A 23,828-nucleotide genomic window follows, 5' to 3' on the forward strand; every position below is an offset into this window, starting at 1 on the left:
CCTTCCGCGACCGAGAATCCGTACCAGGCCGACTACCGGAACCGGAACGGGATCCCGTCGGCGACGCCGGAGACCCACCCTGCGGCATCCGCTTACCCGGGCGCACCGAGCACGCCGGCAACCGCCGCGTACCCGGCGACCGCGGCGAGCGCGACGGCGGCGAACCAGTCCTGGCAGGAGCAGAACCGGGTGCGCTCCGAACAGAACCGCGCCTGGCGCGAGCAGAACCTCGCCTGGCAGGAGCGCCAGCGCCAGCGCCAGGCCGAACACGCCGCCTGGCGGCGCGGCCGCCGGCCGAGCGCCGCCCTCTCGGCGATCACCCTCGGGTTCGCACTGCTCGCCGGGGCGATCGCAGCGTTCGTCTACGCGCACGGGGTCTGGTCGAACTCCGCGTTCGTGCTCGGCCTCGCCGTCGCCCTCGGCGTCGCGGCGATCGGGATGATCGTGTCCGGCATCCGCGGCCGGGAGAGCGGGGCCCTCGGCGGGCTCGCGTTCCTCGCCGCGCTCACCCTCGTCGCCCTCGGCTGGATGCCGCAGGGCACCCAGTTCGCCTTCGCCGGCACCCACAACTGGGCCGTGCCCTCGTCCTCGGCCGGGGCTCCCCCCGGCTACGCGATGTTCGCCGGCACTCCGACCGTCGATCTCAGCGCCCTCGACAACGCCCCAGCTAAGGACGTCCGAACGGTCGACGTCTGGCTCGGATTCGGTGTGACGACGCTCGTGCTGCCGAGCGACCGGCCCGTCGAGGTCGAGGTCAACCTCCTCGCCGGCGTCGTGACGACCGGCGGCGAATCGGGCGACCCCGAGCGCGCCGGCGTCTTCATCCGCGACGTGCGCACCGTCAACGCCACGGATGCCCGGGCCGTCACCCACGTTCGGGTCTGGTCGTTCGCCGGCCAGGTCGACCTCACCCAGTCCGGCGCCCGCGTCGGCACCGCACGCTAGGAGTCCGCCATGACCGATCCCGTCACCCCGTCCACCGGTTCGGGCCGTCCCGGCGGTTCCGCAGAGCCGCCCGCGACCGGCGAATCGCCCGAGTCCGCCGGCTCCCCCAAGACCGCCGCATCATCCGATTCCGCCGCACGCGAGACCGCGGTGCTCCCCCTCAACGCGACCATCCCCTTTTCGATCTCGGAGGCCGATACGGAAGTGCTCCCGTTCGACACGACGGACCGTTCCGGAAACGCCGAGACCGAAGTACTCCCGGCCGAGCCGGTCATTCCGGAGTTCACCGCATTCACCGCACCGCGGGAAAGCGCGATGCCTCTGGCACCGAGTGCCGCTGCGAGTGCGAGTGCGACACCTCCGTCCGGCTCGACGCCGCCGCCCGCACCTCCGACGCCGACCGCGCCGACTGCGCCGACTGCGCCCGCTTACGCGGCTCCGGGCGCGACCGCCCCGGAGACGTGGCCGACGGCGCCGGCGCGGCGGAGGCATCCGCTCTTCGGCACGATCTTCTGGGGAACGGTGATGCTCGCCTTCTCTGGCTTCATCATCTACCGCACGATCGTGCCCGGCGAGACCGACCCCGCGCTGTGGCTGCTTGGCGGCGTGATCCTGATGGGGCTCGTGCTCATCGTCGCGGGGATCGCCGCGGCCGCTCGCCGCGCGACCTGACCGGCCCCGAGTTCGGACTCGGATGCCGGTTGAGCGCCCCGCCCCGTCCCGCGCGCCATTTCCGCCGCTACGCTACCGGCATGCCTGGCGCGGAGCGGTGCACCTGGCGCGTGAGAGCGGATGCCGGCAGGCGCGCGGCAGCGAAACCAGGAACTACAGGCCGAGGCCGACGAGCACAGGCTCCGGCTGCAGGATCACGCCGAACTCCGCCTGCACGCGCTGCTGCACGAAGCGGGCGAGCTGGGCGATCTCCTCGCCGCTCGCGCCGCCGGTGTTCGTCAGGGCGAGGGTGTGCTTGCTCGACACCGCCGCGCGGGAGCCGGGCAACCGGAAGCCGCGGGAGATTCCGGCATGCTCGATGAGCCAGGCCGCGCTGAGCTTGACAAGCGGAACAACCTCGACCGCGCCGGGCACGGGGCCGATCCCGTAGTAGTCCTCGAGCGGGATCACCCGGTCGGGAAGCTCGGGGTCGTCCAGCGGCCAGCGCGGCGCGGACTCCGGCAGGGTCCGCGAGAAACTCAGGGAGACGATCGGGTTCGTGAAGAACGAGCCGGCGCTTGCCGCATCCGGGTCGCCCGGGTTGAGCAGCATCCCCTTCGCGGCACGCAGCCGCAGCACGGTCGCGCGCACGTCCGCGAGCGGCACCCGGTCGCCGACATGCACGCCGAGGGCGTCCGCGAGCTGGGGGAAGGCGAGGGGGCGGCTCAGCGCTGCCCCGAGAACGGATGCCTCGGCCGCGGTGTCCCACAGCTCCAGCTCGACAGCCACGACGAGGCCGCGGAGTCCGTGCTTGAGCAGCGACGTGCGGTAGCCGAGCTCGAGTTCTGCGGCGGGGATGCGGCGCCGTTCGCCGCTCTCGTAGTCGAGGAAGTCGATCGCGACGAGGCTGTTGGCGAGTTCCTGGCCGTATGCGCCGATATTCTGCACGGGCGCGGCCCCGGTGGAACCGGGGATGCCGGAGAGGGCTTCGATCCCCGACCAGCCCTGCGCGACGGTGTGGGCGACGAGATCGTCCCAGGGTTCACCGGCCTGGACCCGCAGGATCACGCGGTCGGCGGAGCGCTCGACCGTGATGCCGCGGGTCAGCACTCGTACGACGGTGCCGTCGAATTCGGTGTCCGCCGCGACGGTGTTCGAGCCGCCGCCGAGCAGCAGCCAGTCCTCGCCGGACGCCCAGGCGTCCTGAACGGTCTCGATGAGCTCGTCCTCCGTCTCCGGCGCGAGCAGGAACAGCGGTCGCCCGCCGGTGCGGATCGTGGTGAGGTCGGCGAACGTCGTCGGCGCAGCATCCGCCGGCACCATACCGGCGGTCACGCCGTGCCCGGCGTCCGTTTCGGCCTGCCCGGACGCGGGCGCCGACGCTGGTGCGGGCACCGAACCGAAAGCGGGGTCCGTCATCGGGGGCCTAGGCGAGCGAGACGCGTGCCTGCGCCTTGCCGAGGACGGTCTGGTCGTTCGCGGTGACCGTGAGGTCGATGCGCACGATGCCGGCATCCGCTTCGATGCGGCCGACCTTCGCGACCACGGACACGACGGCGCCGAGCGTGGGATCGACGAGCACCGGGCGGGTGAAGCGCACCTGGTAGTCGATGACGCGGGCGGGGTCGCCGGCCCAGTCGACGACGGGCTGCACGGCGAGGCCCATCGTGAGCATGCCGTGGGCGAGCACGCCGGGCAGGCCGACGGAGACGGCGACGTCGTCGCGGTAGTGAATGGCGTTGAAGTCACCGGATGCCCCGGCGTACCGCACGAGGGAATCGCGCGTCAGCGGGAAGAGGCCGGTGGCGACGATCTGGCCGAGGGTGAGCTCATCGAGTGCGGGCGTGGCCGCGGGTTCCTGGGTCATTCGTCTCCCCTGACGACGAGGGTGGATGTCGCGGTGACGACGTGGGCGCCGGTCGCGTCGACGACGCGGGACTCCGCGGTGACCATCGAGTGGCCGCCGAGGCTCTTCACGCTCGCGACGGAGAGGGTGGCGGTCAGTTCGTCACCGGCGACGATCGGGCGGCTGAAGGTGAAGCGCTGCTCGCCGTGCACCACGCGGCTGAAGTCGATCCCGCCGTCGGGCTCGGCGAGGAGCTGGGCGAGGGTGGCCTCCTGGACGACGACCGCGAAGGTCGGCGGGGCGACGACGTCGGCGTAGCCGGCCGCACGGGCGGCCGCCGGGTCGTGGTTGATCGGGTTGCGCGCGAAGACGGCACGGGAGAACTCCCGCACCTTCTCCCGACCGACGAGATAAGGGGCGACGGGCGGGAAGACCCGGCCCTGCAGTTCGGGGTTGACAGACACACGAGGAGTTTACCGGGCAGACTGGATCCGTGGAATTTGTACGCGTACGCCTGACCGACGCCGAAGTGGTCCCCCTGTTGAGCGATCTCAATCGCGAATACACGCTGCGGTACGGCGGCGGCGATGACGTTCTCGAGGACAAGGCCGCGGATTTCGCGGCACCCGATGGCGGGTTCATCGTGCTGCGCGAGGGCGACGTGACCGTCGCGGGCGGCGGCATCCGTCGGTTCGATGCCGACACCTGCGAGGCGAAACGCCTGTGGACAAGCCCCGCCTACCGCAGGCAGGGGTACGCAGCCGCGGTTCTCGGCGCCCTCGAATCGCTCGGGCTCGAGCTCGGCTACACCCGGCTGCGCCTCGAAACGGGCTACCGGCAGCCGGAGGCTCTCGCCATGTACCGCAGCCTCGGCTACACCGAGATCGGCAACTACGGCGTCTACGAGCACGCGACCGGCTTCGAGCGGATGCTGGGCGCACGCACGATGTGACGCGGCCGTAGTGGCCCCGTGGCCTCCCGGGCAGTACCGTGGGGAGTGCTATGCATAACAAATTAGAGCCACACCCCGACCTTCCCATCGACCTTCCGACGGCCGAGCGCATCCACGCGGCCGTCGAGCACTACGGCGAGACCGCGGTGGTCGACAGTTCCGTGGCCTTGTTGCGCGCCAAGAACGCCGGCAAGGACTTCCTTCTGTACGCCGGTGGCCGCCACGCGCTCGGCATTCTCGAGGGCGCCCCTGCGCTGTACTGGCCCGAGCTCTGGGGCGCGCGTGCGCTGCTCTACGTCTGGGGAGAGTCGGCCGCGCCGTACATCGTCGTCGGGCTGAACAACCAGGCCTGGCGGGTGCGCGAGATGTGCGCCCGCGTCGTGCAGCTGCGCGAGCTGCAGGTCGCCCCGAAGCTCGTGCGTCTCACGACGGACGAGGTGCCGCGCGTGCGCGCCGCCGCCCTGCACGCGCTCGCCGCCCAGGGCACCGAGGAGAACCTCCCCACGATCGTGCAGCGCCTGCGCGACCCCGACAAGGAGGTGCGCCGCGCCGCCCAGCAGGCCCGCGATATGCTGCAGGAACGCTGGCAGCTGTCCCGCGACCCGAGCCAGGGCGAAGAACAGACCCACGGCACGAAGCACAGCCACGGAACGAAGCACAGCCACCCCGAGCGCTGACCCCAGCCGCGGGCGGGTAACATCGCGCTGGTGACGGATGCGGGGCACGCCCGCAGCAACAGGGGGTCGGATGTACCAGCGCTTCATCGCCATGGGCGACAGCTTCACCGAGGGGGTCGGCGACGAACTCCCCGACGGGCGGTTGCGCGGCTGGGCCGACCTCGTCGCGCTCGGGCTCGCCGCGGCATCCGCTGCCCCGGTCTCGTACGCGAACCTCGCCGTGCGCGGCCGGTTGCTCGGCCCGATCGTCGCCGAACAGCTCGAACCCGCGCTCGTCCAGGCGCCCGACCTGCTGTCCATCTGCGGCGGCGGCAACGACATGATGCGCCCGCGCGTGGAGATTTCGCGCGTGGTCGGGCTGATGAGCGAGGTCGTCGAGGCCGGGCTTGCGCACGGCGCGCACATGCTCGTGCTGAGCGGCGGCAACCCCTCGAAGCAGCTCCCCCTCGGTGCGCTCATGCAGCGCCGCGGCGACCAGCTTGCCGACGCCGCCCGCGCGGCCTTCACCCGGCCCGGCGTCACGCTCGTCGAGAACTGGGCGGATGCCCGGCTCACCGATACCCGGTACTGGTCGGCGGACAAGCTGCACCTGAACGCGAGCGGGCACACCCTGATCGCGTCCAATGTGCTCACGGCTCTCGGCGTACCGGTTCCTGCGGAGTGGTCGGCGACGGATGCGTCGGGGGCCCCTGCGGCCCCTCCGGCCCAGCGGATGCGCACCGCGGCTTACTACCGCGGCTACGTGTTGCCGTGGATCGGGCGGCGCCTGACCGGCAAGTCCTCCGGCGACGGCCGCGAACCCAAGATCCCGCTCCTCACGGCCGTCGACCCCGCCTGAACGACCCCCGCACGCCCTGAAGTGTCGCATATCGACGTTCCTGAGCCTTGGGAACGTCGAACTGCGACACCTCACGAGGCCCGCCACCCACGCGCTGACGTGTCGCATATCGAGGTTCCTGAGCCCCGGGAACGTCGATCTGCGACACCTCACGGCCGCTCGGCGGCGCGGCTCAGAGGGCGGGCGGCACGCGGAGCAGGGCTCCCTCCGAGCGGCAGGTCGCGGCCGCGATGCGCATGGCGCTCGCGAGCAGATGTTGCCAGCCTGCGGCATCCGTCGGGACGCCGTCGCTGAGGAAACTCTGCACGCTCGACGCCAGGGTCGCGTCGCCGCCGCCCATGGTGTCGACGACCGCGCCGGGCAAGGACGCGATCGGCTCGCTCACGAGCAGGCCGTCGTCGGTCTTGATCGAGGCCCCTGCGCGGCCAGCGGTCGCGAGCACGTGGTGCGTTCCGCTCGCGACGAGGCGCTCGCGCAACTCCTCGAGGCTGCTGCCGTAGAGGAGCTCCGCGTCCTCGTCGCCGACCTTGGTCAGCAGGCTGCTCGCTGCGGCGCGCTCGAAGTTCTCCACGAAGCGGGCCTTGTCGTGCAGCATCCCTGCCCGCGGATTCGGGTCGATCACGAGGCGGTGCTCGCCGTCGCCGACCGCGGCGAGGAACTCATCCGTCTGCGCGGTGTCGTCGAACGGGAAGCAGCTGACGACGACGAGCGGCGCGGCATCGAGGGCGGCGCGCTCCCGGGGACCGAATTCGATGCGCCGCTTCTGCGCGGCTTCGTTGAAGGCGTATCTCGGCTCACCGTCGGTGCGGTCCGACGTCGCCCGGGAGCTCCCGAAGGGTCCGGGCGTCGCGATCAGCTCCACGTCGTAGCTGGCGATGAAGTCCCGGAGCACGGCGCCGTCTGCGTCGTCGCCGACCATCGCGATCAGGGTCGTCGGCACGCCGAGGATGGCGAGGCCGACGGCGACGTTGAGCGCCGCCCCACCGGGGAACTCCTGCACTGAATCGGGTTCGCGCATCTCGTCGATGAGCGCGTCGCCGACGACGACGACGCGCGGGCGGGTCGCCCCAGCACCCGCAGTCTCTGTGTCTGGCGCTGTCTGGTTTTCTGTCATTTCGGTCTCATCTCCCCTGATCCGCGAGTGATCAGCTCGGTTGGTACAACATAGGTTCTCCCGGCGGAGCGGTCTCCGTCGAGTCGGGCAAAGATCCGTGCGGCAGCGAGCCGGCCGATCTCGTGCGGGTTCTGCGCGACGACCGTGACGCCCGGTTCGAGCAGGTCGGCAAGAGGCACGTCATCGAAGCCGACGAGCGCAACCGTGTGGTGTGCGCCCCGCTCGCGCAGGCCGCGCACCGCGCCGATGGTGATGAGGTTCTGGCTGCTGAACACGGCGGTCGGCGGATGCTCCGACTCGAGCAACGCGATCAGCGCGCGGTTCGCGGCGTCCTCGTCGTGCAGGCCGGTGATGACCGGGATGTCCGCGGTCGCGACCCCGGCCCGCCCGAGTTCTTCGAGGAACCCGCGGCGGCGTTCCTGCGCCGTCTGGATGTCGGCCCGGTCGCCGAGGAAGGCGATCCGCCTGTGCCCGTACGAGAGCAGATGCCGCGTCGCGGCCGCCGCACCCGCCGCGTTGTCGCTCACGACGACATCCGCTTCGACGCCGGCCGGCTCGCGGTCGACGAAGACGACGGGAGTGCCGCGGCGCAACTCGGGCAGGAGGTAGCTCTGGCTCTTCGACACGGTCGTGAGGATGAGGCCGTCGACGCGACGGCGCAGGAACGCGGACACCGCGACTTCTTCACGGTCGGGGTCGTCGTCGAGGCTCGACGCGAAGACCGCGACGCCGCGGGCGTTGGCCGCGTCCTCGACGGCGCGGTGCATCGCGCCGGAGAACGGGTTGCCGACGCTGCCGACGAGCAGGCCGAGGGTGCTGCTGCGGCCGTCGGCCCTGCGCAGGTTGCCCGCATGCAGGTCGGGGTGGAAGTCCAGGCTCTCGGCCGCGGCACGCACCCGGGCGATGGTGGCGGGCGACACATTCGGTTCACCGTTGATCACCCGGGAGACGGTCTTCACGCCGACCCTGGCGAGCGCTGCAACGTTCTTCATCGTGGGGCGGGCACGCGGGTCGACGACGTCCACCGGGCTCGCCGCCCAGTCTTCCGGTCCTGACATCGATGTCACAGTTTGGTCTCCGCCTCACGATTGCACTTGACCTTATTACATTCACCGCTGAAGATGATCACTGACATCGTTGTCAGGGAGCACCCTCCCCCCTAGCAAGAGGAGATTCAAAGATGAATCGCACCACCACACAATCCACCGTCACGCGGATGATTGCCGCCGCTTCGGTCGCCACGCTCGCCACGATCGGCTTCGCCGGTTGTTCCTCGAACGCCTCGAGCAGTTCTACCACGGGGGCCACCTCCGGCCCGATCGGCGTCTCGCTCATCGTCAAGACCACCACCAACCCCTTCTTCGTCGCAATGGAAGACGGCGCCAAGAAGGCCGCAGACGCGGCCGGCGTCACCCTCACTCTCGCTGCCGGCAAGGCAGACGGCGACGAGGCGAGCCAGATCACCGCCGTCGAGAACGCCATCTCCAAGGGCGACAAGGGCATCCTGATCACCCCGACCGGCCCCAGCGTCGAGGACGCGCTCGTCAAGGCCCGCGCCGCCGGCCTCTTCGTGATCGCACTGGACACGCCGCCGACGAACAAGGATTCCGTCGACATCACCTTCGCGACGGACAACTACCTCGCCGGCCAGGACATCGGCAAGTGGACCGCTGCAAAGCTCGCCGGCCAGAAGGCCACCATCGCGATGCTCGACCTCTTCGGCGACAAGATCGTCTCGGTCGACGTCAACCGCGACCAGGGCTTCCTGGACGGGATGGGCATCAACACGGCCGACAAGGCCAAGAACGGTGACGAAGCCAAGACCGGAACGTACAGCGGCGGCGACTACGAGATCGTCGGCAACGAGCCCACGAACGGCGCGGAGGACGGCGGCCGCACCGCGGCCGAGACGCTCCTGAGCAAGAACCCGAACATCAACGTCGTCTACACGATCAACGAACCCGCAGCTTACGGCGCCTACCAGGCGTTCAAGGCGGCGGGCAAGACCGACATGATCGTCGTCTCGATCGACGGCGGCTGCGCGGGCGTCAAGCAGGTCAAGGACGGCATCATCGGTGCGACCGCCCAGCAGTACCCGGTCAAGATGGCCGAACTCGGCGTGCAGGCGATCGTCGACCTGATCAACAAGGGTGCGAAGCCGACCACGAGCCCCGGCCTCGACTTCTACAACACCGGTGTCGCGCTCGTGACCGACGCCCCGCAGACCGGGGTCGACTCGATCGACACGACGAAGGCATCCGGCATCTGCTGGGGCTAGCCAGAGCCGCTACCGCTCCCGTGGGGTGCCGAGAATCGATTCCGGCATCCCACGGGGCTTCCCTGTAGGCGTTTAGGAAACCGGAGCCCATCGTGACCCAGCCCACCCAAACCGCGAACCCGGCAACGGGCCCGCATGACCTGGCCGAGGAATTCCTCGACCGCACCACTCCCCTCAGCCGGCTGCGCGGCCTCATGCACCGCTACCCGGCGATCAGCCCGGCCGTCGTGCTCGTCATCGCGATCATCGTGTTCGGGATGCTCAACGAGCGGTTCCTCAACCCGGCCAACCTCTCGCTGATCACACAGCAGGTCGCCGTCGTCGGCACCCTCGCCATCGCCCAGACCCTGATCATCCTCACCGCGGGCATCGACCTTTCCGTCGGCGCTGTGATGGTGCTCAGCTCGATGGTGATCGCCCAGTTCACGGTGCAGAACGGCGTCTCGCCGGTCGTGGGCCTGCTCGCGGGGCTCCTCGTCGCACTCGCGGCCGGCGCCTTGAACGGCTTCCTCGTGACGCGGCTGCGGCTTCCCCCGTTCATCGTCACCCTCGGCACCCTCAACGTCTTCGTGGCGCTCACGCTGCTGTACTCGAACGGCGCGACGGTCCGCGGCGGCGACATGCCCGACCTCCTCACCTGGACGGGGACCACGTTCTCCATTGGCGGGGTCAACTTCACGATGGGCGTGCTGATGATGCTCGTCCTCTACGTCGTGATCGCCTTCATCCTCTCCCAGACCGCATGGGGCAGGCACGTCTACGCCGTCGGCGACGACAAGGAGGCTGCCCGCCTGGCCGGCATCAGCGTCAGCCGGGTACTCATGAGCGTCTACCTCGCCGCCGGGGCGATTCTCGCGATCGGCGCCTGGATCCAGATCGGCCGCAGTAACGCGGCCTCGCCGAACGCGGGCACCGACCTCAACCTCGACTCGATCACCGCCGTCGTCATCGGCGGCACGAGCCTCTTCGGCGGCCGCGGAACGATCTGGGGCACCCTGCTCGGCGCCCTCATCGTCGGCGTCTTCCGCAACGGGCTCTCCCTCGCCGGACTCGATGTGCTCTGGCAGACCTTCGCGGTCGGCGTGCTCATCGTCCTTGCTGTCTCCGTCGACCAGTGGATTCGAAAGGTACGCAAATGACCCTCCTCGATGGCAGCACATCGTCGGCCGCAGGACCGTCCGTGGTCCGAGAGCCGATCCTCACGGCAACGAAGCTCGTCAAGACCTACGGCCGCGTCGTCGGCCTCGACGGGGTCAGCCTCGAGCTCTACCCCGGCGAGGTCCTCGCGATCATCGGCGACAACGGTGCGGGCAAGTCCACCCTGATCAAGTGCCTGACCGGCGCCGAAGTCGCCGATGAGGGCGAGATCACCCTCGACGGGAAGCCCGTGCAGTTCAAGCGGCCCCAGGACGCGCACGCCGCCGGCATCGAGACGGTCTACCAGACCCTCGCCGTATCCCCTGCCCTCGACGTGGCCTCGAACCTCTTCCTCGGCCGTGAACTGCGGCGTGCGGGCCTGCTCGGTTCGGTGTTCCGCATGGTCGACAAGAAGGGCATGCGGAAGCGTGCGCGGCAGGAGCTGGCCGACCTCGGCATCAGCACCCTGCAGGACGTCACCGTCGCGGTCGAGAACCTCTCCGGCGGTCAGCGCCAGGCGGTCGCCGTCGCGCGCGCGGCGGCATTCGGTTCCAAGGTCGTCGTCCTCGACGAACCGACGGCGGCCCTCGGCGTCCGCGAGTCGAACCAGGTGCTCCAGCTGGTCAAGAACCTCCGCGACCGGGGCATCCCGGTCATCCTGATCAGCCACAACATGCCGCATGTGTTCGAGGTCGCCGACCGTATCCACATCCAGCGCCTCGGCAAGTGCGCCGCGACGATCACGCCGCAGTCGCACTCGATGACGGATGCCGTCGCGATCATGACCGGGGCCAGGAAGGCATGACCATCACACCGCCCACGCATCCCGGCGAGCCCGTCGCCCTGTACGCCGAATTCACCGCCCTCCCCGGCCGCGGGGACGAGGTGGCCGCGCTCCTCGCCGGCCTGACCGTCGACGTTCGCCGGGAGCCGGGCAACGTGACCTTCGACCCGCACCGCCGCGTTTCGGACCCGCTCGAGTTCTTCGTGTACGAGGTGTACCGCGACGCCGAAGCGTTCCAGGCGCACATCACGGCGGCCTACGGGGCCGTGTTCAACGCAGCCCTCGGCGACCTGATCGAGGGCGAGGGATCGGAGCTGACCTGGCTGACTCCTCTCACCGTCTGATTTCTGCGAGGGCCGATCGTTGGGCATCCTAGAACCGGATGCCCGACGACCGGGCGTCCCGAAAGGTAACCATGCGCCTCATCCTGATCCGGCACGGCCAGACGGTGTCCAACGTCGGTGGTCTCCTCGATACCGCGCACCCCGGCGCCGACCTCACGCCGCTCGGCCGTGAGCAGGCCGGGAATCTCGTGGCCGCCCTCGAATCGGTGACGATCGACGCCCTCTACGTCTCCACCCTCGTACGCACCCAGCAGACCGCGGCACCGCTCGCGGCGGCACGGGGACTCGAGGCCCGCGTCCGCGAGGACATCCGCGAGGTCGCAGCCGGCCACCTCGAGGGCCGCCACGACCGGGCCGCCGTTGACGCCTATTGCACGACGTTCCTGGCCTGGGCGAACGGCGACCTCGACACCGTGATGCCCGGAGGAGAGGCCGGCAGGGACACCTTCGCCCGGTTCGACCGGGTCGTGACGGAGGCCGACGATCTCGGGCACGAGACCGTCGCCTTCGTCAGCCACGGAGCGATCCTGCGCGCCTGGACGGGGTACTCCTGCAGCAACCTCCACGCCGGCTACGTGTCGGACAATCCGCTCAGCAATACCGGCACGATCGTCGTCACCGGTTCGCCGCTCACGGGGTGGACCGCGGAAAGCTGGATCGGCAGCGTCCTCCCCGAGGTCCTGACGAGTGCCCCCGCCTCGTCCGGACCCGCCGGACTGCCGGCGGACCGTGGATTCTGAGCGCGCCCACCGGTTCTCTTTTCGGCGTACCTAGGCTAATCTGATGCAACTGTACGACACCGGATCGCTCGGACTCGGCCTCGCCGCATCCCGAAGAATGGACAACACGATGAGCATTGGCGCCGGAATCTTCCTCCTTGTCGTGGGAGCGATCCTTGCATTCGCCGTCGATCTCCAGGTCGCGGGAATCGACCTGAAGACGATCGGTTACATCCTGATGCTCGCCGGACTTGTCGGAGTCATCCTCGGCATCGTGCTGATCACGCGGCGGCGACAGTCCGTTTCAACGACTCGGTCCGCCGTCGATCCTGCCAGCGGTGAACAGATCACCCGGCAGACGACCGAGCGCGACCCGCTGATCTGAATTTTCCAGGTTCGGGATATCCCGGCGAACCGAAACCTCGACACTGACAGGGTCAGATGACCGCGAAACCCACAGGGCTTCTTGGCCACCGTTACCAGCTCAAGGAGCTGATCGGACGCGGCGGCATGGCGTCCGTCTACCGGGCCGCCGACAACAGGCTCGGCCGGGATGTCGCGATCAAGGTGTTCACGACCGTCGCCATCGAACAGGACGACATCCAGCGCCAGCAGGCCGAGATCAACGTGCTTGCAAGCCTCAGTCACCATAGCCTCGTGACGCTCTTCGACGTCGGTGTGCACCGGGCCACGCCCGACCGACGCCAGATCTTCCTGGTGATGGAGCTCATCGACGGCGTCGACCTCCGGGAGCGACTCCTCGAAGGTCCGCTGTCGGTGCGGAACATCTCCCAGGTCGGCTATGACCTGGCTGAGGGCCTCGAGTATATCCACGGGCGAGGCATCGTGCATCGGGACATCAAGCCGGCGAACATCCTCCTCGCCCAGTACAGCAGCCGGTTCCGGGCGCGCGCCAAGCTCACCGACTTCGGCATCGCGCTGTCCCCGGCGAGTGAGCGCCTGACCAACGGCGGCATGACGTCGGGAACGGCGGCGTACCTCAGCCCGGAGCAGGCCAGAGGCGAGGAAGTGGGACCGCCGAGTGACATCTACGCTCTCGGACTGGTGCTCCTCGAGTGTTTCACCCGGGAACTCGCCTTTCCCGGCCAGCCGGTTCCGGCGGCCGTCGCCCGACTCCTGCGCGATCCGGTGATCCCGGCGTCGATATCGCCGGCCTGGCGCGACCTGCTGTCCACCATGCTCGCCAGGGACCCCGCCGACCGGCCGGACATCGGCGAGGTGGTGCTCGCGCTCCGCCAGGCCGTGATCACGGAGACGGGCAGGCACCGGGGCGAGGAAACCAGTCCCCTCGTGACGGACGAAGCAGGGCGGATGGCTGCGGTCGCGCGCCTGCAGATCCTCGACACGCCTCCGGACGGAACCTTCGACCGGATCACGGCACTCGCCGCCAGGATCTTCTCGGTGCCGATCTCCATCATGAGCATCGTCGACCAGGACCGGATCTGGTTCAAGTCCCATGCCGGGCTAGACCTCGAACAGATCTCCCGAGACCCTGGCCTGTGCGCCTCGGCGATCATGCAGGACAGGCCCTGGGTGATCGAGGATGCGCGCACGGATGTCCGCGCCCTCGCGAATCCCCTGGTCTCCGGTGGTTTCGGCCTGCAGTTCTACGCGGGCGTTCCGCTGCGCACCCGGGACGGATTCAACCTCGGCACGCTGTGCGTGCTCGACTTCGAGCCGAGAACCGTGACGGATGCCGAGATCGAGACCCTGGGCGACCTCGCCGCCCTGGTCATGAACGAACTGGAACTGCGGCTCGAGTACGGCAGGGACCTCACCCGGCCCGCACCGGCATCCGCCGGGGCACCGTAAGGATCGCGAGTCCCGTCACAAGCAGCAGGATGCCGCAGATGGTCGCGGGAGTGAAGTCCTCGTGCAGCAGAAAGATTCCGAGTGCGGTCGCCGTCACGGGTTCGACAAGCGTGAGTGTCGATACCTGCGAGGCCGGGAGGCCCCGCAATCCGCGGGCGAACAGGGTGTATGCGAGGGCCGTCGTCACGACCGCGAGCCACGCGGCCGTCGCCAGCCCGGCCGGTTGGGCGAGCCAGGCCGGATTGCTTGCGAGAAGCATGGGCAGCATCAGCACGGCGGCCGCACCGAAGGTGGCGCCCATGGCTGTGGTGGGCGACCAGCCGCGATCGAGGAGCAGCTTGGTGCTCAGCGTGTACACGGCGTAGGACGCGGCCGCACCGAGTGAGCCCGCGATCCCGAGCGCCGTCACGGGACCGCCTCCCCCGCTGTAGAGCCCGGAGAGCGCTGCCACCCCCGTCGCCGCAACGAACGTCGCACACGCCCAGCGGATGCCCGGGGGCCTGCGGAACCAGCCCCACTCGAGCAGTCCCGTCAGCACGGGAGCGGATCCGAGCGCGACGAGGGTGCCGACCGCGACCCCGTTCTGCGCGGTCCCGGTGAAGAAAGCCGGCTGGTACGCGGCAACGCCCGCAGCCCCGAGGAGCACGAGCGCCCCGCTCGAGCCGCGCAGCCGGCCGCGGACGCGCCCCAGCTCGCGGTCGCTGTCGCCGTCGCGGTCGGCCCCGGCCCCGGCCGACCGCCTCCGGCGCTCAGCGAGCGCCACCGCGAACGCGAGGATCGTCAAGAGCGCGCCGCCGAACACGATGCGGGCCGCGCCGAGAGACGTCGCACTCGCCTGGGCACCGCCGAGGGCGCCGAGGGCCTGAGCGGTGCCCGTCGTCCCGAAGCACACGGCCGCAAGTACGATCAGCCACCTCGAAGCCCGCACGGTCATACGTCATTGTTCCATGTGGCCTGCCGCATGCTGCCACCGTGAGATGGACGGTCGAGATGCACCGTTCCGGTCGAGTGTTCCCGTTCTGCCGGTGGCTCTCGACCGGAAAAGGTACATCTCGGAGGGCACACTCAGGTCGTGGGCAGCCGCATCCGGTCGAGGTCGCCGAGAAGGGTCCTGACCCGCGCCTCGATCTCGTCGCGAATCGCCCGGACGCCCTCCATCGGGAGTCCGACGGGGTCGGCGAGGTCCCAGTCGAGGTACGTGCGGCCGGGATAGACCGGGCACGCGTCGCCGCAGCCCATCGTGATCACGTAGTCCGCCGCCCGGACGACCTCGTCCGTCAATGGCTTGGGGTACTCGCCCGCGAGGGGAACGCCGATCTCGTCGAGCGCGGCGACGACCATCGGATTGACCCGGCCGGCCGGAGCCGACCCTGCCGTCAGGACCCGCACGCGATCCCCCGCGAGCGACCGCAGAATGGCCGAGGCGAGCTGGGATCGTCCTGCGTTCTGAACGCAGACGAACAGCACGTCCGGAACGTCCGGAACGTCGGGAACGTCCGGAGAGCCTGGAGAACCCGGAATGCCCGACGCGCCCGACGCGTCGGACGCGTCCGTCGCGAAGAGACCGTTCGTCGCATTCCGGCCATCCACCGCGGCCAGCGACTGCAGTCGGTCGCCGGCGAAGCGCGCCGTGAACGAGGGAAGATAGCGGGTGATCTTCGCCTGCCGGGCGAGGAGTTCGTAGCTCTCCCGCACGTATCGGCCGACGGTTTCGTGCGAGAACGTGCCCCGGAACCGGGTCGCGAGGTCGTCCGTGATGCGCGCCAGCACGGGCGCGGCCACGACGGCCGCGATCGGGTCGGTGTCGCTCCTGGTCGTCTCGAGAACGTCGCCGACCCGCTCGGGCACGACCGAATACCAGACCTGACGCCCGACCTGATCCCGGGCGAGCAGGCCTTCCTCGGTCATGATGCGCATGTGATGGCTGACGGTCGGCTGGCTCAGTCCGAGTGCCGTGGCGAGTTCGCCGACGAGTGCGCGGCCGTCCGGCCGGCCGACGATCATGCCGAGCAACTGCACCCGGGTCGGGTCGGCCATCGCGCGCAGGCCCCGGGCGATGTCCTCGGCGGCCGCGCGGTCGAGCGGCCGCAGCGCGTCCGGATCGGGGCCGGCAAGGTCTGTTCGCATAGACGCGAGTCTATGCGACCGGGCAGCGGATGCCCCTGGCGACCCGGCGTGCCACCTGGCCGGCGTCCCGCGCACCTACTGGGACGGGTCGAGGGTGAACAGCTCCGGGTTGGTCTGCCGCACTGCGGCAATGTCGTTGAAGACACGGCGCAGGTGCTCCCGCATGGCGCTCGCGGCCGCATCCCCATCGCCCGCCGCGAGCGAGTCGGTGATGACCTGATGCTGGTCGATCAACACGCTCATCCCGGTGAAGGACAACGACAGGTGCCGGGCCCTGTCGAGGTGCGCCTTGGCCTGGGCGACGGTCCGCCAGGCGGAGCCGTGGCCGCTGATGCCCATCAGGGTCGCGTGGAACTCCTCGTCGAGGGTGAAGAAGCCGGACTGGGTCTTGCGGCTGTCCGCGATCCGCTGAGCGTCGATGATCGCGTTCAGTTCGGCGATGTCGTCGGGCGTCGCGCGGGCGACCGACTCGTTCAGGGCAGCGAGCTCGAGGGATTCCCGCACGAACTGGGCCGTCTCGATCTCGGAGAGCAGGATCGGCGCGACGAGCGTTCCGACCTGAGGGACCACGAAGACGAGCTGCTCCTCGGCGAGGAGGATGAGGCTCTCGCGGATCGGGGTGCGGGACAGCCCGAGCTGGCCGGCGAGCTCGTTCTCGGACAGCCGGGTGCCGGGGGCCAGGTCGAGCGTGATGATCTTCTGGCGGATGATCTCGAGGGCGTGCGTGCGGGCGTTGCGCCGTGTGGTCGCGGGCCTGGCCCGAAACGCTCCCGAATCCATCGTCATCTTTCTAGTATGAGGCGCTGGTGTTCTTGCATGGTACGGCGCAGTCAGGTGGGGCCCGGAAGTCCGGGCCCCCCAACCGGGCGGCTCAGGCCCTGGAGGCCTTGTCGATGGCTTCCCACAGCCCGTTGAGGTACGCGATTCCGAGCGCACGGTCGTACAGGCCATAGCCCGGGCGCCCGGTCTCGCCCCAGATCATCCGGCCGTGGTCCGGACGGATGTACCCGTCGAAGCCGACGTCGTGGAAGGCCTTCATGATCTCGTAGATGTCGAGCGAACCCATCTCCGAAAGGTGCGCGGCCTCCTCGAAGTTGTCGTTGCCGAGGTGCTTGATGTTGCGCACGTGGGCGAACGGCACCCGGTCGCGACCGGCGAAATAGCGGATGAGCGCGGGAACGTCGTTTTCCGGATTCTCACCGAGGCTGCCGGTGCAGAGGGTCAGCGCGTTGTGTGGGCTGTCGACCATTTCGACGATGGCCATGAGGTCGTCGAAGTTCTTCACGATCCTGGGGAGGCCGAAGATCGGCCGGGGCGGGTCGTCCGGGTGGATGGCCATCTTGATGTCGTACTTCTCGCAGGTCGGGATGATCGCCTCGAGGAAGTACCGCAGGTTGTCGGAGAGCTTCTTCTCGTCGACATCCGCGTACTGGGCGAACAGGGCCTTGAGGCCCTTCATGCGCTCGGGCTCCCAGCCCGGCATGACGTATCCGTTCGAGTCGCCCTCGACCGATGCAGCCATGCCCTCTGGGTCCATGGTGTCGACGATGGACTGGTCATAGGCCATCGTCGTCGAACCGTCGGGAAGCGTCCTGGCCAGCTCGGTGCGCACCCAGTCGAAGACCGGCATGAAGTTGTAGCAGATGACCTTGATACCGAACTCGGAGAGGTTCCTGATGGTCTCCTTGTAGTTCTCGATGTACGCGTCGCGGCTCGGGAGCCCGATCTTGATGTCGTCGTGGATGTTGACGCTCTCGATCACCTCGAGGCTCATCCCGGCTTCCTCGATCTGTGCTTTCAGCTGGGCGATCTTGGCTTTGGGCCAGACCTCGCCGACCGGGACGTCGTAGAGGGCGCCGACGACACCTTCGACGCCCGGAATCTGCCGGACCTGCCCGAGCGTGATCTTGTCGTCGTCGGGTCCGAACCACCGGAATGTCATTTGCATGATGCTGTCTCCTCTGTGTTGCTTGTGGTGCTGTTGCTTGTGGTGCTGTTGCTTGTGGTGCTCGCGTACTTGTGCAGCGTGCTGCGAACCGCCCCGGGGCCCGCGACGAGTTCTTCGACGTACCCCTCGATCCGCGCACCGAGTCCGGTGTCGTACAGGTTCAGCCCGAAGATGTCCCGGTTGGAGAGGATCGGATGCAGCCGCCGGCCGACGCTTGCCGGGTCCCCGAGCCTGATGTCACTCACGTACCGGCGCAGGTGCTCGTTCATCGGGTCCGGGCTCAGCTCGAACGGCTCTCCCCCGTCGTCGAGTGCGAGCAGGTAGCGGCACCAGCCGGCGATGGCGAGCGGAATGAACGTCAGATCGTCGGCGGCGCCAGTGTTCCGGTAGAGCTTGATCGTCTCGCCGAAGCGGATGCCGACCTTCTGCGAGGTGTCGGAGGCGATCCTCTGCGGGGTGTCCGGGATGCGCTTGTTCGGCAGCCGTTCCCCCACGACCTGGTCGAGGAAGCTCTTCGGGTCGATGATGCCGGGGTTCGTCACGACGGGGAGCCCCTCGCGGTAGCCGATCCCCGTGATCAGGGCCGAAATGTCGGCGTCTGCGGTCTCGTCGGCGATCGACGTGAAGCCCAGCAGGCATCCGTAGATCGCCATGGCCGTGTGCAGCGGGTTGAGGCAGGTGCACACCTTCATGCGTTCGACCTTGTTGACGGTGTCGCGGTCGGTGAAGTACACGCCGGCCTTCTCGAGCGGCGGACGGCCGTTCGGGAAGGTGTCCTCGACGACGAGGTAGTTGACTTCCTCGGTGTTCACGAAGGGCGCCGTCGTCGTGTGCTTCTGCGTGACGAGGATCTCGGTGTCGCCGAATCCCGCTGCCTGCAGCTCGCCGGCGACGGAGGCCGACGGGCCCGGCGTGATCCGGTCGATCATGCTCCAGGGGAATGCGACCTTCGCCGGGTCGGTGAGGTAGCCGAGGTACCCGTCGTCGACGAAGCCCCTGTCCTTCCAGGCCCGGGCGACCACGAGGATCGCGTCGCGGAGCTTCTCGCCGTTGTGCGAGAAGTTGTCGGTGCTGACCATCGCGATCGGGGTCGCGCCGGCCCGGTGGCGCTCGAGGAGAAGCGAGGCCAGGTGCGCCATGGTGTGCCGCGCGTGGTCCGGGCCCGCCTCGATGTCCCCCAGCACGAGCCCGGAAAGTTCGCCGTCCGGGCCCTTCAGGTTGTAGCCCTTCTCGGTGATCGTGACCGTGGCGAGCTGCAGGCTCGGGTTCGCGAAGATCGCCCTGACCCGCGCGGTGCCGGCCGGGTTCGACTCCGCGAGGTACTGGCTCTCGGTGATGCTCGCGATCAGTTCCTTTTCGATGTCCCCGTTCGCCTTCATCACGACGGTCAAAGAGAGGTTGTCGCGACCCTGGTAGATCGTCTCGATCAGTTCGTCGTCGTAGGTGTCGACGACGACGATTCCGGTCTCGCTCTCACCGGCGTTGAGCAGTCGCTGCTGCAGCGAGGCGTGCAGGCAGCGGAACAGGTTCCCGCCGCCGAAGTGGATCCAGGCCGGGTTCGCCGTGGTGGCTCGCGTGACCGCGGCGCGGTCGAAGTGCGGCACGGTGATACCGGCCGATTCGAACGCGGCGAGGTTCTGCATGGTTTCGGTCGTGAGCATCAGCATCAGTTCTTGGCTCCCGCCGTTGTCAGTTCGACCTGGATCTGCTCGAGCGTCTTGCCCTTATTCTCCGGGACGAGCTTGTACGTGCCGGCGTGTGCTTTGGGTTGTGCTGGTGCGTGTGCGACGGTCATTGTCGCCACCTTCCTGGGGATGGAGCTCGTCCCGAGACGGATGGTCCCTGGTTGCTTTGACTACTACCATACTAGTGTTCCACAGGAATGGCTAGGACAGTGCCGCGGGCGTGCCGGACGCACCGAGCGCGGGTGCTCCGCCGCAACGCGGGTGGCGCACCACCAGCGGAACGGCGCAACACCCGCGCTCGGTGCGCGAAGGTCGCCGCCTACAGGCCGGAGGCGACTTCGAAGGCGTCCCAGATCCCGTACATGATGTTCGACACCCTGCGGGCATCGCCGAGGAGGTGGATCTCCTTGCCGGAATCGAGAATGCTCCGGTACAGCGTGTTGTTCGAGGCGTAGCCGACCGAGAGGATCACCGATTCGCTCGCGATCTCCCGCTCGATGCCGCCGACGACCACGACGACGCCCTGCGGTGTCGCACGCAGCACCGTGGCCGACGTCACCGTCGCGATGCCCTTGAACGGAATGAGTTCGTGCAGCATCATGTGGTTCGCCTCGCACAGCGGCCCGGACACGTCGAGGATGTCCTCGGCCTGCTCGACGATCGTGACGTTCACCCCGTGGTCGGCGAGGTGCAGGGCGAGCTCGCACCCGACGAGGCCGCCTCCGACGATCACGGTTGTCGCGCCCGGGTCCGAGACGCCCTCGAGCACGTCGGCGGCCGAGAACACCGGCACGCCGCCCGGCAGCGCGAAGAGCCGTGGCACCGAACCGGTGGCGACGATGATCTCGTCCGCGGCGGATGCCTCGATCATCGTCTCGTCGACCGGCGCATTCAGGTGCACCTCGACTCCGAGCTCGGCGAGCGTGGCCTCGTACCAGCGGATCAGCGCGAGGTCGTCCTCCTTGAAATCGGGGACACCTCCCGGAATCAGGTTTCCGCCGAGGGCAGCGGAGGCCTCATAGATGACGGGCACGTGCCCGCGCAACGCGAGCACCCTGGCCGCCTCGCAGCCGGCGACCCCGCCGCCGACGATCATCACGTTCTTGGCCCGGAGCGCCGGGTGCAGGCGCCATTCGGCTTCGCGTCCGCACTGGGGGTTGACCGCGCAGTTGATGGCGGCGAACGCTTCGATCCGGCCCATGCACCCCTCCTGGCAGGAGAGGCACGGGCGGATCAGGTTCTGGTGCCCGCTGTGCAGCTTGTTGACGTAGTCGGCGTCGGCCAGAAGTGGGCGGCCGAGCGAGACGAGGTCCGTCGCGCCGTCCTCGACCGCGGCGAGCGCGATGTCCGGGTCGTCCATCCGGCCGGCGCAGATGACCGTGATGCCGACCGCATCGCTGACCGCCTTGGCGAAGGGCACGTAGAGGCCCTTCTTCTGGTACATCGGCGGGTGGTTCCAGAACCAGGAGTCGTAGGTGCCCACGTCGATGTCGAGGGCGTCATATCCGTACTCCTCGAAGAGGCGCGCGGCCTCGAGACCTTCCGGGAGGTCGCGACCCTTCTCGACGAAGTCCTCCCCGGGAAGGCCGCCCTCTCGCCAGTCCTTCACGAACGACTTGGGGCTGAATCGCAGCGTGACCGGGTAGTCGGCGCCGCAGCGTTCCTTGATTTCGTCGACGATCTCGCGGGCGAAGCGCAACCGGTTGTCGAGGCTTCCGCCGTACGCATCCGTGCGCTGGTTATAGAAGGAGGTCGCGAACTGGTCGAGGAGGTACCCCTCGTGCACGGCATGGATCTGCACGCCGTCGAACCCGGCGCGCTGGGCGAGCACCGCGGAATCGCCCATGCTCCGCACCGTCGCGTGGATCTCCTCGACCGTCATCTCGCGGCAGATGGCCTCTGACCACCGATGCTTGATCGGCGACGGCGCGACCGGCTGCGCGCCGCCCTGGAGGAAGGCGGTCATGATGACCCGACCGAAGCCGGCGCCGAGTTGCAGCATGATTTTGGCGTCGTAGGCGTGCACCCGCTCGACGAGTTCACGGCTGGTGCGGAGGAACGCACCGGGATTCCGCATCGGCATCGGCACGCTGCCGTTCGGAAACTTCTCCGCCGGGTTGGTGACGGGCGTGATTCCCGTGATGATGAGCCCGACGCCGCCGCGGGCTCGCGCGACGTAGTACTCGATGCCGCGCGAATTCCAGCCGCCCTCCGCATCTGAGAAACCGAGGGGCCCCATCGGCGCCATCGCGAATCGGTTCTTGAGCTCCATGGACCCGAGGTTCGTCGGTTCGAACAGGCGGCGATATCGAACGGATGCGCGGGGCGGCGCCGGAGAGGCGGGTGCAGCGGATGCTGGTGGTGCAGTCTTAATCGTTGGGACAGTCAGGATTGACGTAGCGGTATCCTCCTTGGTTGAGTGGATCCGCCAACATCGTTGTCAAGGGTGCAGCTTCTTCGGCGAAGCCGCGACGGTCCCTCCCTCCTCACGGTACGCTCAGCGCGGCGAGGGGGACCGCAGAAACGGCCGAATCGGAATCTGTCAGGCTCAGTGCTCGTGCCGGTGGTGCATGTCCGGGTAGTGCTCGTGCGTGTGGGTGATGGCTTGGTGCGTGTGTTCGTGCTTGTGCCAGGTTCCCGGCGAGACCGGCTCGGCATGGTCGTGCTGGTGATGCTCATCGTGAGTGTGCCAGTGGTCGTGCGTGATCGGTTCGTGCGTGTGCTCGTGCTCGTGGCGCTCGGTGAGGTGAAGCCAGATCCCGACAGCCATCAGGAAGCCGGCGATGACGAGAGGCCACGTCACGGCGTCACCGAGAATGATGGCCAGCACCGCGCCGAAGAATGGCGCGATCGAGAAGTACGCCCCGGCCCGCGCCGTACCCACATGGCGCATTGCGACGATGAAGAGAACCAGGCTGATGCCGTAGGCGAAGAACCCCACGACGAGGGCCGCAGCGATGTTTCCAGCTGCCGGGAGGTGCGCACCGAGGAGGAAGGCGAGCGCCAGGTTGACCGGGCCGGCGACGGAACCCTTGACGGCGGCGAGCCACGTCGCATCCGTCAGTGCGATCTTTCGGGTGAGGTTGTTGTCGAGGCCCCAGCAGAGGCACGCGCCGAGGATGGCGAGGGACGGCCAGGCGCTTCCGAAGTTCGCCCCGCCGGGAGCGCTCAGGATGACGGCCCCGGCAACGATCGCGAGCATTCCGAGGGCGATGCGCCGGTCGAAATTCTCTTTGAAGACGAACCAGGCCAGGAGTGCGGTGAAGACGCCTTCGGCGTTCAGCAGCAGCGATGCGCCCGAGGCCGGCATGTTCGAGAGGCCGAGCATCAGGAGCACAGGGCCGAAGATCCCGCCGAACAGGATCGCACCCGACAGCGGCACCCACTCGGCGCGGCTGAGCCGCACCCGGGGCGACCGGCGAACGACCCGGATCAGGCCGAGGCCGATCCCGGAGCCGCAGTACAGCAGGCCGGCCAGCATCCACGGACTGACCTCGCCGAGGAGGATCTTGGCGAGCGGTGTCCCGGCACCGAACAGCACCGCGGACACCAGCGCCGCCTGGACTCCCCGGTTGGCGAGGGCACCCGCCCTCGAGCCGTTCTCCGGTGATGAAGTATTCATCCGCACAGTCTCTCAGACGCCTGGGCGACCACACTCGCGACGTCGGCGAGACTACCGGTTTCCGAGACGGCCACTCCTCAACAAAGGGGTTCTGACCGGGTTATCCACAGGTGATTTGTGGGGTGGCGGATGCCCCGGGAATGTCGGTGGTCTTCCGTAGAGTGACCGGTATGACAGCTGAAGAACCCTCAACTATTCGTTCGGAAAGCACGGCGGAACCCCCGCCCGGGACCCCTCCCGACCCGTACCTGAACCCCCGGCATCTGAGCCTTGTGGAGCCGTCCCTGCCCGAGGTGTATGACGCGATCCGGGAGGCGGACCGGGAGAT

25 protein-coding genes are annotated in these 23,828 nt (G+C 68.7%); 12 read left to right on the plus strand and 13 right to left on the minus strand.

What is annotated here, in order from left to right:
* Together QN357_RS08235 and QN357_RS08240 are read left to right on the plus strand one after the other, a co-directional pair.
* A partial coding sequence (locus QN357_RS08235) for a hypothetical protein (RefSeq protein ID WP_323504743.1) occupies nt 1-945 on the plus strand: 945 nt, incomplete at its 5' end.
* A gap of 9 nt (nt 946-954) precedes the next feature.
* Complete coding sequence (locus QN357_RS08240; protein ID WP_323504744.1) at nt 955-1,617, plus strand: hypothetical protein; 663 nt, start codon at nt 955-957, stop codon at nt 1,615-1,617.
* 153 nt (nt 1,618-1,770) lie between these two features.
* Here the strand turns inward: QN357_RS08240 and QN357_RS08245 are convergent, their stop codons facing one another.
* The 3 genes from QN357_RS08245 to QN357_RS08255 form a co-directional block, all read right to left on the minus strand.
* The gene (locus QN357_RS08245; RefSeq protein ID WP_134446891.1) at nt 1,771-2,919 is read right to left on the minus strand and encodes a UDP-N-acetylmuramate dehydrogenase; all 1,149 of its coding nucleotides are present in this window, start codon (nt 2,917-2,919) and stop codon (nt 1,771-1,773) included.
* A gap of 103 nt (nt 2,920-3,022) precedes the next feature.
* A complete protein-coding gene (locus tag QN357_RS08250; protein ID WP_134560347.1) occupies nt 3,023-3,463 on the minus strand; it encodes a MaoC family dehydratase in 441 nt (146 codons plus the stop codon).
* A complete protein-coding gene (locus QN357_RS08255; RefSeq protein ID WP_134446663.1) occupies nt 3,460-3,906 on the minus strand; it encodes an FAS1-like dehydratase domain-containing protein in 447 nt (148 codons plus the stop codon). Before QN357_RS08255 ends, QN357_RS08250 begins: the two co-directional genes overlap by 4 nt.
* Nucleotides 3,907-3,935: 29 nt before the next feature.
* On the opposite strand from QN357_RS08255, the gene QN357_RS08260 reads away from it, so the two are divergent.
* From QN357_RS08260 to QN357_RS08270, 3 genes are all read left to right on the plus strand, one after another.
* Nucleotides 3,936-4,394, plus strand: coding sequence for a GNAT family N-acetyltransferase (locus QN357_RS08260; protein ID WP_134446662.1), 459 nt, complete (start codon nt 3,936-3,938; stop codon nt 4,392-4,394).
* A 50-nt stretch (nt 4,395-4,444) separates the two neighbouring features.
* Nucleotides 4,445-5,071, plus strand: a complete 627-nt coding sequence (locus QN357_RS08265) for a HEAT repeat domain-containing protein (protein ID WP_323504745.1) — start codon at nt 4,445-4,447, stop codon at nt 5,069-5,071.
* Between the two features lie 70 nt (nt 5,072-5,141).
* On the plus strand, nt 5,142-5,909 hold the full coding sequence (locus tag QN357_RS08270; protein ID WP_134446889.1) for an SGNH/GDSL hydrolase family protein: 768 nt from the start codon (nt 5,142-5,144) through the stop codon (nt 5,907-5,909).
* A 172-nt stretch (nt 5,910-6,081) separates the two neighbouring features.
* Here QN357_RS08270 and QN357_RS08275 read toward each other — a convergent pair whose 3' ends face one another.
* Together QN357_RS08275 and QN357_RS08280 are read right to left on the minus strand one after the other, a co-directional pair.
* On the minus strand, nt 6,082-7,023 hold the full coding sequence (locus QN357_RS08275; protein WP_134446660.1) for a carbohydrate kinase family protein: 942 nt from the start codon (nt 7,021-7,023) through the stop codon (nt 6,082-6,084).
* Entirely contained in the window at nt 7,020-8,015 is a 996-nt protein-coding gene (locus QN357_RS08280) for a LacI family DNA-binding transcriptional regulator (protein WP_323504752.1), read from the minus strand. Before QN357_RS08280 ends, QN357_RS08275 begins: the two co-directional genes overlap by 4 nt.
* A 188-nt stretch (nt 8,016-8,203) precedes the next feature.
* On the opposite strand from QN357_RS08280, the gene QN357_RS08285 reads away from it, so the two are divergent.
* From QN357_RS08285 to QN357_RS08315, 7 genes are all read left to right on the plus strand, one after another.
* Nucleotides 8,204-9,301, plus strand: a complete 1,098-nt coding sequence (locus QN357_RS08285) for a substrate-binding domain-containing protein (protein WP_323504746.1) — start codon at nt 8,204-8,206, stop codon at nt 9,299-9,301.
* Between the two features lie 92 nt (nt 9,302-9,393).
* Nucleotides 9,394-10,440, plus strand: coding sequence for an ABC transporter permease (locus QN357_RS08290; RefSeq protein ID WP_241975475.1), 1,047 nt, complete (start codon nt 9,394-9,396; stop codon nt 10,438-10,440).
* Nucleotides 10,437-11,243 (plus strand): ATP-binding cassette domain-containing protein, encoded by an 807-nt coding sequence (locus QN357_RS08295; RefSeq protein ID WP_134446658.1) that lies wholly within the window; start codon nt 10,437-10,439, stop codon nt 11,241-11,243. Before QN357_RS08290 ends, QN357_RS08295 begins: the two co-directional genes overlap by 4 nt.
* Nucleotides 11,240-11,566 (plus strand): putative quinol monooxygenase, encoded by a 327-nt coding sequence (locus tag QN357_RS08300; RefSeq protein ID WP_134446657.1) that lies wholly within the window; start codon nt 11,240-11,242, stop codon nt 11,564-11,566. The genes QN357_RS08295 and QN357_RS08300 overlap by 4 nt, the downstream gene beginning before the upstream one ends.
* Nucleotides 11,567-11,637: 71 nt before the next feature.
* Nucleotides 11,638-12,306: a histidine phosphatase family protein gene (locus QN357_RS08305; RefSeq protein WP_323504747.1), complete on the plus strand. Its 669-nt coding sequence runs from the start codon at nt 11,638-11,640 to the stop codon at nt 12,304-12,306.
* A 43-nt stretch (nt 12,307-12,349) separates the two neighbouring features.
* Nucleotides 12,350-12,670: a DUF6458 family protein gene (locus QN357_RS08310; protein ID WP_416172960.1), complete on the plus strand. Its 321-nt coding sequence runs from the start codon at nt 12,350-12,352 to the stop codon at nt 12,668-12,670.
* Nucleotides 12,671-12,726: 56 nt separating this feature from the next.
* On the plus strand, nt 12,727-14,118 hold the full coding sequence (locus QN357_RS08315; protein ID WP_134446655.1) for a protein kinase domain-containing protein: 1,392 nt from the start codon (nt 12,727-12,729) through the stop codon (nt 14,116-14,118).
* Here QN357_RS08315 and QN357_RS08320 read toward each other — a convergent pair.
* The 8 genes from QN357_RS08320 to QN357_RS08355 form a co-directional block, all read right to left on the minus strand.
* A complete protein-coding gene (locus QN357_RS08320) occupies nt 14,081-15,052 on the minus strand; it encodes a DMT family transporter (RefSeq protein ID WP_323504748.1) in 972 nt (323 codons plus the stop codon). The genes QN357_RS08315 and QN357_RS08320 overlap by 38 nt on opposite strands.
* Nucleotides 15,053-15,183: 131 nt before the next feature.
* On the minus strand, nt 15,184-16,245 hold the full coding sequence (locus tag QN357_RS08325; RefSeq protein ID WP_323504749.1) for a metalloregulator ArsR/SmtB family transcription factor: 1,062 nt from the start codon (nt 16,243-16,245) through the stop codon (nt 15,184-15,186).
* Between the two features lie 75 nt (nt 16,246-16,320).
* Nucleotides 16,321-17,031, minus strand: coding sequence for a GntR family transcriptional regulator (locus tag QN357_RS08330; RefSeq protein WP_241975479.1), 711 nt, complete (start codon nt 17,029-17,031; stop codon nt 16,321-16,323).
* A gap of 85 nt (nt 17,032-17,116) precedes the next feature.
* On the minus strand, nt 17,117-18,193 hold the full coding sequence (gene uxuA / locus QN357_RS08335; protein ID WP_323504750.1) for a mannonate dehydratase: 1,077 nt from the start codon (nt 18,191-18,193) through the stop codon (nt 17,117-17,119).
* Entirely contained in the window at nt 18,184-19,854 is a 1,671-nt protein-coding gene (locus tag QN357_RS08340; RefSeq protein ID WP_323504751.1) for a mannitol dehydrogenase family protein, read from the minus strand. The genes uxuA and QN357_RS08340 overlap by 10 nt, the downstream gene beginning before the upstream one ends.
* A gap of 5 nt (nt 19,855-19,859) precedes the next feature.
* On the minus strand, nt 19,860-19,988 hold the full coding sequence (locus QN357_RS08345; protein ID WP_255454104.1) for a hypothetical protein: 129 nt from the start codon (nt 19,986-19,988) through the stop codon (nt 19,860-19,862).
* A 209-nt stretch (nt 19,989-20,197) separates the two neighbouring features.
* Nucleotides 20,198-22,252 carry an FAD-dependent oxidoreductase gene (locus QN357_RS08350; RefSeq protein WP_416347611.1) on the minus strand — a complete coding sequence of 685 codons (2,055 nt, stop codon included), beginning with the start codon at nt 22,250-22,252 and terminating at the stop codon, nt 20,198-20,200.
* 174 nt (nt 22,253-22,426) lie between these two features.
* Entirely contained in the window at nt 22,427-23,500 is a 1,074-nt protein-coding gene (locus QN357_RS08355; protein WP_134446649.1) for a DMT family transporter, read from the minus strand.
* Nucleotides 23,501-23,828: the final 328 nt, after the last annotated feature.

The organism is Cryobacterium sp. RTC2.1, assembly GCF_035018685.1.
Lineage (GTDB): Bacteria > Actinomycetota > Actinomycetes > Actinomycetales > Microbacteriaceae > Cryobacterium > Cryobacterium glucosi.

Bases quoted from the DNA above. Each gene is read 5' to 3' on its own strand.
- QN357_RS08240 (WP_323504744.1), top strand. From the start codon at position 955: ATGACCGATCCCGTCACCCCGTCCACCGGTTCGGGCCGTCCCGGCGGT.
- QN357_RS08245 (WP_134446891.1), bottom strand. From the start codon at position 2,919: ATGGTGCCGGCGGATGCTGCGCCGACGACGTTCGCCGACCTCACCACG.
- QN357_RS08250 (WP_134560347.1), bottom strand. From the start codon at position 3,463: ATGACCCAGGAACCCGCGGCCACGCCCGCACTCGATGAGCTCACCCTC.
- QN357_RS08265 (WP_323504745.1), top strand. From the start codon at position 4,445: ATGCATAACAAATTAGAGCCACACCCCGACCTTCCCATCGACCTTCCG.
- QN357_RS08270 (WP_134446889.1), top strand. From the start codon at position 5,142: ATGTACCAGCGCTTCATCGCCATGGGCGACAGCTTCACCGAGGGGGTC.
- QN357_RS08275 (WP_134446660.1), bottom strand. From the start codon at position 7,023: ATGACAGAAAACCAGACAGCGCCAGACACAGAGACTGCGGGTGCTGGG.
- QN357_RS08280 (WP_323504752.1), bottom strand. From the start codon at position 8,015: ATGAAGAACGTTGCAGCGCTCGCCAGGGTCGGCGTGAAGACCGTCTCC.
- QN357_RS08285 (WP_323504746.1), top strand. From the start codon at position 8,204: ATGAATCGCACCACCACACAATCCACCGTCACGCGGATGATTGCCGCC.
- QN357_RS08295 (WP_134446658.1), top strand. From the start codon at position 10,437: ATGACCCTCCTCGATGGCAGCACATCGTCGGCCGCAGGACCGTCCGTG.
- QN357_RS08300 (WP_134446657.1), top strand. From the start codon at position 11,240: ATGACCATCACACCGCCCACGCATCCCGGCGAGCCCGTCGCCCTGTAC.
- QN357_RS08305 (WP_323504747.1), top strand. From the start codon at position 11,638: ATGCGCCTCATCCTGATCCGGCACGGCCAGACGGTGTCCAACGTCGGT.
- QN357_RS08310 (WP_416172960.1), top strand. From the start codon at position 12,350: ATGCAACTGTACGACACCGGATCGCTCGGACTCGGCCTCGCCGCATCC.
- QN357_RS08315 (WP_134446655.1), top strand. From the start codon at position 12,727: ATGACCGCGAAACCCACAGGGCTTCTTGGCCACCGTTACCAGCTCAAG.
- QN357_RS08320 (WP_323504748.1), bottom strand. From the start codon at position 15,052: ATGACCGTGCGGGCTTCGAGGTGGCTGATCGTACTTGCGGCCGTGTGC.
- QN357_RS08325 (WP_323504749.1), bottom strand. From the start codon at position 16,245: ATGCGAACAGACCTTGCCGGCCCCGATCCGGACGCGCTGCGGCCGCTC.
- QN357_RS08330 (WP_241975479.1), bottom strand. From the start codon at position 17,031: ATGACGATGGATTCGGGAGCGTTTCGGGCCAGGCCCGCGACCACACGG.
- uxuA (WP_323504750.1), bottom strand. From the start codon at position 18,193: ATGCAAATGACATTCCGGTGGTTCGGACCCGACGACGACAAGATCACG.
- QN357_RS08340 (WP_323504751.1), bottom strand. From the start codon at position 19,854: ATGCTCACGACCGAAACCATGCAGAACCTCGCCGCGTTCGAATCGGCC.
- QN357_RS08345 (WP_255454104.1), bottom strand. From the start codon at position 19,988: ATGACCGTCGCACACGCACCAGCACAACCCAAAGCACACGCCGGCACG.
- QN357_RS08355 (WP_134446649.1), bottom strand. From the start codon at position 23,500: ATGAATACTTCATCACCGGAGAACGGCTCGAGGGCGGGTGCCCTCGCC.